Origin of the sequence: Mycobacterium gordonae (genome assembly GCF_001417955.2) — a bacterium.
Lineage (GTDB): Bacteria > Actinomycetota > Actinomycetes > Mycobacteriales > Mycobacteriaceae > Mycobacterium > Mycobacterium gordonae_B.
The window spans coordinates 1-9,627 of the sequence record NZ_LKTM01000056.1; the positions used below are offsets into that span (position 1 = coordinate 1).

The following is a 9,627-nucleotide window of genomic DNA, read 5'->3' on the forward strand; positions in this document are numbered from 1 at the left end:
CCACGACGACGGACCTACGCCAAGCCGCGGCCCCGTCGTAGACGTCGACTCCACACGCCGCTCACCTAGAGATATCGGCCAGATGCTCTCCGACGCCAACACCGAGGCCATCAATACCCGCCGGACCCCCGCCCAGGCGCCGCAGTCGCGCACCGAATACCGCTACTCCCGCCCGAAGTACACCACCTGGTCGATCGTCGAAGTCCTCAATGCCCTCGAATGCTTCGTGTACCAATCCGGCGAACCCGACAGCTGGGAAACCAGCCAAGCCAACGCATTCTGCCGCGCGCTACAAGACACTCTCGTGCGGGCCTTACCCCGCTACAACGACGGGCCCTGGGCCATCACCCGCGCCAGCGTGCCACTCACGCTTACACGCCCAGCCTGACCTCCGCCCTCCGGGTCCCCGGCCAGCACACCCACCACACAGGGGTCTGGCCCGGGCCCCCCTTTTTCTTCCGCACCAGCCGAGGCCGTCAACGTCGGGATAGGGCCGCCTGGCGGCGGCCGTCACATCCGTAGCCGCTCACCATTTTTGCAGTCAGCGGGGGTGTCCAGTGTGACCGGCGGGGACTGGTGTCGCCGTCAACCCGGGCCTCGGCGGGCTCGCCCGTTCTCGCTGCGCTCGCCCGTGCGCCACCGGCGGCATGTGCCGCCCTACCCAGGCTCGCCCCACGGCGCTGCGCGCCGGGCTCACCGGGCGCCAAATCCGCCTCCCGCTTCACCGCCGGGCCCAGGTGGACCGCGCCGCCCCGCCGGTCCTCCGCGCACCCCAGCGCCGACCGGCGCGTCCATCAGCACACAGAACGGAGCACAACACCACCATGTCCAACCACGTCGAATGGGGCACCGCCGCCGGAGCTCTCTACACCCTGCGCACCCGCGACAGCGGCATCGAGGAACTACGGCCCGACGACGAAGACGACCTCACCTCGCCTTACATCCTGGGCCTGTGGAACGGCAACGGAGACGGCCTCGCCCTGCAGGGAACCCGCCGCGAAATCCTGCACTATCTGCGTCTGGTGATCGCCTGCGTCGAGCGTGAAACCGACCCCCGGCCCCAACTCGACCAAGCCCTCACTCGCCTCAACACGCTGCGCCTACGACGGGCCGACCTCGACGACGCCAACCAGAACACCGACGCCCGCCGGATCGCCCGCATCGACGACGAGGAAACGCTCCTGCTGCGCGACGTCGCCCACGCCGCTGAACGCCTCGCCCACGAACTGTGACCACACACCGACACCGAAAGGCAAAACCCATGCCGCAGCCCGACCTCGCCGCCATCCCGCACACCCACCAAGACTCCGCCCCACGCGACGGGTGGTTCCGACACCGCAGTGGCGTCTACATCAGCCCGCTCGCAATGGCCAAACATCGCATGGCAGGCGAACCTCCCACCGCCTTCACCTACCACTGGTGGCGGCACGGCGGATGGTACGTCGACCAAACCATCTGGCCCAACGGCGGATGCGGATGCGTCTCACGCAACTTCGCCGACAAGAAATGGCGAATCGCCTGCGACCCGCGCCCATTCACCGAACAACCCACATTCCGCAACCGCGACAACGCCGCCCGCGGTGAATGGCTCTACGTCCAGTCCCTCGTCCAGGCAACGCCATGGTGAGATCCGCAACCTAGACCCGGCCCGGCCAGCACACCCACCACGGGGCTGGCCGGGCCTCATTCTTTTTCCGCACATCCCTTGCGCTGCAAACGCCGTGCTCCGCCCGGCCGCAGAACGGACCAGCTGACGCCAAACCCGGGGCCCATCAAACGCCGGTCTGGACCGCGCCGCCCAGCGGCGCGACACGACCGCCCGCGGCGGCCGTACGCCCGTAGCCACTCACCTTCTTGCCGTCAGCAAGGGGGCGCAGCCTAATCGGCCGGGGGCCCGACCTGTCAACCCACGTCCGGTGCTGGTGCCGGCGGCGGAGGACCTTTGCGGCCCTATCAGCTCGCTGACGCTCGCGGGCCGCAAATCCGCCGGCACCAGCACCGGACTCTTCGGGGTTGACAGCCCACCCTCGACCGATTGACCGCACCCCCAGCGCTGATCGGCGCACCACTGGGTCACAGAACGGAGAACACCATGGACCACGAATTCGAACTCGCCTTCAACCTCTGCGACGAGGCCGCAGGGCGCATCCAAGACCAGCAGTACGGAATCACCCGCATCCTGGCCCACAACCACGGACCCGTCCAGCTCTGCACCGTCCACCAGTACACCCGCGAGACCGGACACCACCTCATCCTGCTCGCCCACGACCACCACGGCGACCTCCTGGCCGCCGTCGAAGTCACCGCAGCCCACCTGGACGACACCCCCAACTTCTTCATTACGAAAGTCCGTGCCGGCGAACTGATCTTCCACGCCGACCCGCACCACCAATGGACCTACCGCGCCACCCGCGGCACCGACACCTACACCCTCACCGCCCTCATTCCCCACCAGGCCGGCGACCCGATGTGGACCACCCAGATCAACGACGACGACGTCATCGACTGGGACGACCTCGACGACGCCATCGACACGCTGCTGGCCAGCACCGCCCGCGCCGGCGCCGCCTAACCCACCACCCACCAGGGCCAGGTCCGCACACCCGCGGGCCTGGCCCCTTTCTTGTCACCCCAACCCCCACGAAAGGAATCACCATGGCAGACATCGACTACGCGCTGGCGTGCGACTTCATCGACCCCGCCGAAAACATCCCCCGCCAACTGCGCTTCCAACGCAACTGGGCACCCCCCGGTGACCCCCGGACCTTCGACGGAACCGGCCAACTCGTCGCTGTCATCGCCGAGTTCGGACACCCGTTCAACGGCCACAGCCTGCCCCTCAGCAAGCCCGGCGTCCACCTCGAAGACGTCAACAACGCCATCCGCGGATGGGAAACCTGGGCCACCCTCGACCCCACGACCTACAACCTCGCCGCCATCCGCGCCCGCATCAACCGCGCCGGCCTGGGAAACCAACCATGACCGGCCCACAGCCACCCCTCAGCGGCCCGCTCATCATCCCCGAAAGGACCATCATGATCATCGAAGGCACCATCACCCGCACCATCGACAACCGAGAGGTCGAGATCCCGTATCTCATCAACACCCGCACCGGCACCTACAGCCAATGGGGCCACGACACAATGACTCTCGGTGAAAACGTCGAACTGCTCGAATCCCTACGCGACGCGGCCCGCCAAATCACCTAAGCGGCAGCACATTCCCGCTCTGCCGGCCTCCACCCATCGGGGGGCCGGCAGGACCCCCTTTTTTCTTCCGCCCCCGCTCCCCCGAATCACACTGGCGCACCGCACGTTCACCACAGCGTCGGGTCAGCTGAGCCCAGCAGCGCGGCCTGCACCGCCTCGGCGTCCCACCCGTGGCGCACCGCCTCCCTCAACGCCACCGCCCGGGCCCGGCGCGCCTTCACGCCGTGATCACCGCGGCGCACCGCCACCCGGCCGCCGCCGCGGCCCGCACGGGCCATCATCAACATGTTGTCGCGCTGCGAGCCGCCGATGATGTGCAACAGGCCCATCTCACCGGGCGGACTTACCCGCACGCACGCCGGATTATCGCAACCGTGCAGCGCCCGCACCCACGGCTCCAGCGCCGCTCCGCCCAGTGCGGCCGCCAGTGCATAACGATTGGCCCGCACCATGATCCGGCTGCCCCCGCGGCGCACCCAAAACCTGCCGTACCCATCGGCGCCGATCGCAGAACTCCAGATCGCGCAATCCTCGGCGCCAGGGCCGCGCACGACGCTGGCCTCAAAGCGCCGTAACTCCTTGGCATGCACCACCGGATCCACCACCAGACGTAGCGGTTGCGAACCCCCCAAAGTTGTCACCGTCCTTGATGCCGAAGGCCTGCGTGCCCGATCGCGCACATCGTCCCCGCACCGACTGACACCGCGGCCCCGCTTACGCCTGCGCCGCACCCGCCGGCGCCGTCGCCTCCGGCGCCGCATCGGCCGGCCCGACCACCGCCAGCGCCGCCGGGCCCGAACGCACCACCGCGAGCGAAGAGGGCCGGCAAGCTTCATCCTGCGACGCCGCTTGCTCAGCCTCTCGGATCAACTCCCTCACAGTGCGTTCCGTGATCCCGGCCATGCGGGCAACCTCTGACAGCGGCTCGCCGCGATCACGCATCGACTGCAACGCCTGTCCACACGCCCGCCGCTGCGCGTTGCGCCGCTGCGCGGCCTGCTGCACCAACGTGCTCTGGCGCTCACGCAGCCATTCATCAACGGCTTCCTCGCGCTCACGGGCGGTGAAAAACGTTGCCAGATCCGCCGTGTTCGCCCGCGTGCGCTTCCTCAGCTCTTCCTGCGCAGCCACCGCCGCCTCACGAGCTGCACGGCGAGCCGCCTTCGTCACTGTCCCAGATGCCATGGGTGCCACGCTAAGCCCCGCTGTCGCCTTATACCGCAACGGAACCGAAAAACTCTCCGCCAATTCGCCCAGCCCCCACCAGCCGGGCTCCGCGGATTCCCAGTCGGGCGCGTGCTCCCCGCGCGGCCTGCCTACGGCATCTGCGGGCGGTACCACTTCACTCCGACGTCGAGCTCGCACACGTCAACCCCGGCAGTGGTGACCATCTCCTGCTCTGTGACGAAGAACCCGGCGCCCACCGGATCCCCGGTGTACCAAAAATGCCACCGCGCCGCCGAGCCACGATCCGCTGCGATCGCGTCCAGCCGCGACAAAATCACCTCAATCGACAGCGAAGCATGACCATCACGCAGATCCCGCGCCACCAGGTCCACACCATCAAGCTCAACAATCAGGTGGTCCCCGACCACGCGCACCGGGCCGCGGCTCACCTCAACGCCGGCATCGGCCATCGCCGTCAACGCCTTGGACACCAACTCCTCAACCCACTGCTCGGCCTGATCCTCCGGCGCAAAATCACCATCCAGGTACACCCCCCGGTGCCAAAGCGTCTCACCCCACTCGCCGAAAAACTGATGGGCCCGCATCTCGTCCAAACCCGTTGCCCTCCTTCACGATCCTCACCCCAACCGCTATGCCGCACTCCCCCATCCTGCGCCGCGGCCGCAGGCGACACCCCAGCCGGGCTCGCCACCCGCTTGCCGTCGCCTCAATCGCTAACCCATGCACCCCAGCATGGCCACCACCCACCTCGCCGCCCTCCCGTTCCTGCCACGCCACCAGCCAGCCGTAACTTAGGTTACCCTAACTATCACCACACGAAACCGACAACCGCCATCACACCTAGTGCACATAGGTAACGAATCGGTAACGGCCCCCGGTGGAGGCATGCCGAGTTTGAGTCCGATGTTGCGCGGGACGGGGGGGCCGCCCTTAGTTTTCCGGCAAGGGGTGATGACGCGGTGATGAGTCTGCACAAGCTGACGGCCGGCGACGGGTACATGTACCTGATCCGGCAGGTCGCCGCCGCCGATGCCAGCGAACGTGGCCGCGGATCTCTCAGCGACTACTACACCGACAAAGGCGAGTCCGCCGGAGTGTGGATGGGCAGCGGCCTTGCCGCGCTGGGCACGCCGATCTCGCGCGACACCGACGACGAGAACATCCGCCGCCACTGGCACGTCGAGCACGGTTCGACCGTCACTGAAGAGCAAATGAAGGCCCTTTTCGGGGAAGGTTTACACCCCAATGCCGATCAGATCACCGAGTACATCCTCGGCGGTAAAGGGGGCGGGGCTGCGGCGCTGCATGCGGCCAGGCTTGGGCGCCCGTTCCCGATCAAAGACAACGACAACCCGTTCAAACAACGACTGCGAGCGGCCTACCGCGCACACAACATCGCCGCCGGAAATAACCCCGTTGCAAAGCTCGAAGACGAGGTCCGTGCCACCCTTCGGACCGCCGTGGCCCAGGAGATGTTCGCCGAAACCTACAACCGCCCGCCTGCCGACGATCGCGAAATCAGTGGGTTCATCGCCCGCAACACCCGCACCGCCACCACCGCCGTCGCCGGCTTCGACTTAACCTTCACCCCAGTCAAATCGGTCTCGACACTGTGGGCGTTGGCACCTGAGCCGATCGCGCAAACTATCCAGGACTGCCACCACCAAGCCGTCGCAGAAACCTTGGTATTCCTGGAAGAGCATGTGGCGTTCTCACGCATGGGATCAGGTGGCATCGCCCAGATCAAAGCCACGGGTTTGATCGCAGCAGCTTTCGATCACCGCGACTCGCGCGCCGGGGACCCCAACCTGCACACCCACCTCGTCATCAGCAACAAAGTGCACGTCATCGGCCCCGACGGAATCCCCCGCTGGCTGGCCTTGGACGGCGCCCTTCTCTACCGGGCCAAAGTCGCCGCATCCGAGCACTACAACACCCGCATCGAAGCGCTGCTGATCGCCAAACTCGGCGTCCGATTCGTGGCCCGAGCAACCCAGCGCGGCAAACGGGCGGTGCGCGAAATCGCCAACGTGTCCACAAAACTCACCGAGTTCTACTCCTCGCGGCGGGCCGCAGTCGAGCACCGTTTCGGCGAGCTGGCCAAACAATTCCACACCGATCACGGCCGCGAGCCCACCGCGGTAGAAGCCCTCGCGCTGTCGCAGCAGGCCAACCTCGACACCCGCCAGGCCAAACACGAACCGCGCTCACTGGCCGAGCAACGCCACACCTGGCGCGCCCAGGCCACCGAAATCCTCGGTAGCCAGCGAGCGATCTCCGACATGGTCGCCGACGCCACCCATAGCGGCCCGCATATCCATCCGGAAGTCACCGAGGAATGGCTGCACACGCAGGCCGCCGCAGTCATCACCACCGTCGCCGAAACACGAGCCGCCTGGACCATTAACCACATCCGCGCCGAAGCCCAACGCCACCTGCGCAACGCCGATCATCCCGGCGGACCCGAGCTGGTCGACCGCATCATCGCCACCGCCTTGAGCGAGCACAGCATCGCGTTGAGCACACACGCCGACGCCGAAATGAACGTTCCTTCCGCGCTACGGCGCCCCGACGGCACCAGCGTCTATATCCGTCACGACGACACCGTCTACACCAGTAACGCGATGCTCGCCGCGGAGCGCCGCATCCTGGCCGCAGCCACCCTGACAAACGGCCGTCGTGTCGACGAGGACAGCGTCGGCCTAGCCCTGCTGGAAGCCCACGCCAACACCGGAGTAGCACTCAATGACGGACAAACCGCACTGGTCAAACAGATGGCCACCTCCGGAGCTCGTGTACAGCTTGCGCTTGCCCCGGCAGGCACGGGCAAGACCACAGCGATGGCCGCTCTGGCGGCGGCCTGGCGCACCAGCGGCGGCACCGTCATCGGGCTGGCCCCCACCGCCTCTGCGGCCGAAGTGCTGGCCGAAGACCTCGGAACCTCCACCGACACGTTGGCCAAATTCGTCCAACTCGCCGGAACCCGCAGCGACCAGCCGCAAGCCCCACTCGATGACCCTGCAAGGAAGTGGTTCGACACCATCAACGACTCCAGTCTGCTCATCCTCGACGAAGCAGGAATGGCCTCCACTTTCGACCTGGACACCCTGATCTCCCACGCCCTGGCACGCGGGGCCAGCGTGCGGCTGATCGGTGATGACCAGCAACTGGCCGCCATCTCCGCCGGCGGCATCTTGCGCGACCTCGCCCAGCGTCACAACGCGGTCACCCTCAATACCGTCGTGCGCTTCACCCACGCTGAAACCGGTAGAGCAGAAGCCGCCGCCAGCCTGGCCATCCGCGAGGGCGACCCCGCCGGCATCGGCTTCTACATTGACCACCACCGCGTCCACATCGGCGCTGACGCCACCGCCGAAGACATGGCCTACGCGGCGTGGGCCGCCGACCGCGCCGCAGGCCGCGACTCGCTGCTGGTCGCGCCCACCAACGACATCGTCGCCAGACTTAACCAACGCGCCCGACTGGACCGACTGACCGCCGCCGGCGCCACCACCCCAACGTCCACCGTGACACTGGCCGACGGATTGATCGCCTCATCCGGAGACACCATCGCCACCCGCGAAAACTGCCGTTACCTACGCACCGACAACAACGGCGGATGGGTCAAAAACGGTCACCGCTGGACCATCCGCACCGTCCACGACAACGGCGCGCTGACCGTCGTTCCCCTGCGCGGCACCGCCACCCCCGTGCTTCTGCCCCCCTGGTACGTCAGCGCCTTCACCACCCTGGGCTACGCCAACACCATCAACCAAGTCCAAGGCATGACCGCCGGCAGACGCGACACCGAAGGCACCTGCCACACCGTCATCGGCGATCACCTCACCCGCAACCAGCTCTATGTCGCCCTCACCCGTGGATGCACCGAAAACCATCTCTACGGCTCCACCGCAGAAGCCGACCCGCACCGCATCCTGACCCCCAAGGCCACCCATCCCGCCACCGCCGTGGACGTCCTGTCCAGCATTGTTCGCCGCGACGGTGCGCAACAGTCCGCCCACACCGTGATGGGCGCCGAAGCCGACCCGTTCACCCGCCTGCACCGTGCAGCACAGATCTATACCGACGCCCTGACCACCGCCGCCGCGCGACACGCCGGCCCATCAGTTATGGCCGCCATCGACGACGCCGCCGCCAAGCTGGACGAAGACCTCACCGACGCCGAAGCCTGGCCTGTTCTCCGGCGCAACCTCGCGCTGCTCGCCATCGACGGACACGACCCCGTCGCTGCGCTGCACCACGCCGCGCAGGCCCCTTTGGGTGAGCCGCACGATGTCGCCGCGGTCCTGGACTACCGCCTCCCCACGCCACCGGGAAGCGCCGCTGAACGCGTCGGACCGCTGCGCTGGCTTGCAGACATACCCACTGCCCTGGCCGACGATCCGACCTGGGGCGCCTACCTTTCCCGCTGCGCAGAACTGGTCACCGAACTCGCTGACGAAGTCCGCGAAACAGTCCATAGTTGGACACCAGAAACCGCCCCCGCATGGGCTAGGCCGCTGCTGCCCGACCAAGGCATGCTGACGGCCGAAATCGCGGTCTTTCGCGCCGCCCACAACGTCGACACCGCCGACACGCGCGTCACCGGACCCGAGCACCACCGCAACCGCTCAGCAGCCTTCCAGCGCCTCCTGCGAAAGTTCCTCGATGCCAGCCTCACTCGCCCTGATGCCGCCGCGCAACGCTGGCGACCCCTCATCGACGGCATCAACCCGCAGCTGTGCAGTGACCCGTTCTGGCCTCGGCTGGCCACCCACCTCGACCACGCTGCACGCGCCGGAGCTGACGTCGCCGCCTTGCTGGACGAGGCCGTCACCGCCAACGGCCCACTGCCCGACGAGATGCCCGCCGCGGCCCTGTGGTGGCGGCTTGCGGGCACCCTGGCACCGCCGTCGCTGCAGCGCACCGACACCACGCTGCGACCCGAGTGGGCCGAGGAGCTGCATCACCTCTTGGGAACCCGTATCGCCGAAGCCGTCATCACCGACCCCGCCTGGCCGGGCCTGATCACCGCTGTCGCTTCTTCGGGCTGGCCGCCTGCGGACCTGCTCAGCGCGGCCGCCGAACACCTGCGCGACAGCGCCGCCACACGCCCGTTGCGCCCTGACGAATACGCCCGCCTTCTCACCTACCGCATCGGGTTGCTCACCCACCACGCCGCCACCCTCGACAGCGACATCCCCCACCCCGCCGCCACCTTCAGCGAACC

General features: G+C 67.5%; 10 protein-coding genes. 7 read left to right on the plus strand and 3 right to left on the minus strand.

Annotation, left to right across the window (positions count from 1 at the left end; translation table 11 throughout):
• The 6 genes from AO501_RS07620 to AO501_RS07645 all read left to right on the plus strand — a co-directional run.
• On the plus strand, positions 1–388 hold a 388-nt coding region (locus tag AO501_RS07620; RefSeq protein ID WP_231752380.1), incomplete at its 5' end, for a hypothetical protein.
• A 436-nt stretch (positions 389–824) separates the two neighbouring features.
• Complete coding sequence (locus AO501_RS36945; RefSeq protein ID WP_055577153.1) at positions 825–1,232, plus strand: hypothetical protein; 408 nt, start codon at positions 825–827, stop codon at positions 1,230–1,232.
• A 29-nt stretch (positions 1,233–1,261) separates the two neighbouring features.
• Positions 1,262–1,627: a hypothetical protein gene (locus tag AO501_RS07630; RefSeq protein WP_055577154.1), complete on the plus strand. Its 366-nt coding sequence runs from the start codon at positions 1,262–1,264 to the stop codon at positions 1,625–1,627.
• Positions 1,628–2,035: 408 nt separating this feature from the next.
• Positions 2,036–2,572, plus strand: coding sequence for a hypothetical protein (locus tag AO501_RS07635; protein ID WP_231752381.1), 537 nt, complete (start codon positions 2,036–2,038; stop codon positions 2,570–2,572).
• Between the two features lie 83 nt (positions 2,573–2,655).
• A complete protein-coding gene (locus AO501_RS07640) occupies positions 2,656–2,982 on the plus strand; it encodes a hypothetical protein (RefSeq protein WP_055577156.1) in 327 nt (108 codons plus the stop codon).
• Complete coding sequence (locus AO501_RS07645) at positions 2,979–3,209, plus strand: hypothetical protein (RefSeq protein ID WP_055577157.1); 231 nt, start codon at positions 2,979–2,981, stop codon at positions 3,207–3,209. Before AO501_RS07640 ends, AO501_RS07645 begins: the two co-directional genes overlap by 4 nt.
• A 107-nt stretch (positions 3,210–3,316) precedes the next feature.
• Here the strand turns inward: AO501_RS07645 and AO501_RS07650 are convergent, their stop codons facing one another.
• The 3 genes from AO501_RS07650 to AO501_RS07660 form a co-directional block, all read right to left on the minus strand.
• Complete coding sequence (locus tag AO501_RS07650) at positions 3,317–3,841, minus strand: hypothetical protein (RefSeq protein ID WP_231752382.1); 525 nt, start codon at positions 3,839–3,841, stop codon at positions 3,317–3,319.
• 82 nt (positions 3,842–3,923) lie between these two features.
• Positions 3,924–4,340 (minus strand): hypothetical protein, encoded by a 417-nt coding sequence (locus tag AO501_RS07655; RefSeq protein WP_156452383.1) that lies wholly within the window; start codon positions 4,338–4,340, stop codon positions 3,924–3,926.
• 185 nt (positions 4,341–4,525) lie between these two features.
• Complete coding sequence (locus AO501_RS07660; RefSeq protein WP_055577161.1) at positions 4,526–4,981, minus strand: hypothetical protein; 456 nt, start codon at positions 4,979–4,981, stop codon at positions 4,526–4,528.
• Between the two features lie 378 nt (positions 4,982–5,359).
• Here AO501_RS07660 and mobF point away from each other — a divergent pair.
• Positions 5,360–9,627, plus strand: a 4,268-nt coding sequence (mobF, locus tag AO501_RS07665; protein WP_055577160.1) for a MobF family relaxase, incomplete at its 3' end; no start/stop codon positions are given.

Bases quoted from the DNA above. Each gene is read 5' to 3' on its own strand.
- AO501_RS36945 (WP_055577153.1), top strand. From the start codon at position 825: ATGTCCAACCACGTCGAATGGGGCACCGCCGCCGGAGCTCTCTACACC.
- AO501_RS07660 (WP_055577161.1), bottom strand. From the start codon at position 4,981: ATGCGGGCCCATCAGTTTTTCGGCGAGTGGGGTGAGACGCTTTGGCAC.
- AO501_RS07630 (WP_055577154.1), top strand. From the start codon at position 1,262: ATGCCGCAGCCCGACCTCGCCGCCATCCCGCACACCCACCAAGACTCC.
- AO501_RS07640 (WP_055577156.1), top strand. From the start codon at position 2,656: ATGGCAGACATCGACTACGCGCTGGCGTGCGACTTCATCGACCCCGCC.
- AO501_RS07645 (WP_055577157.1), top strand. From the start codon at position 2,979: ATGACCGGCCCACAGCCACCCCTCAGCGGCCCGCTCATCATCCCCGAA.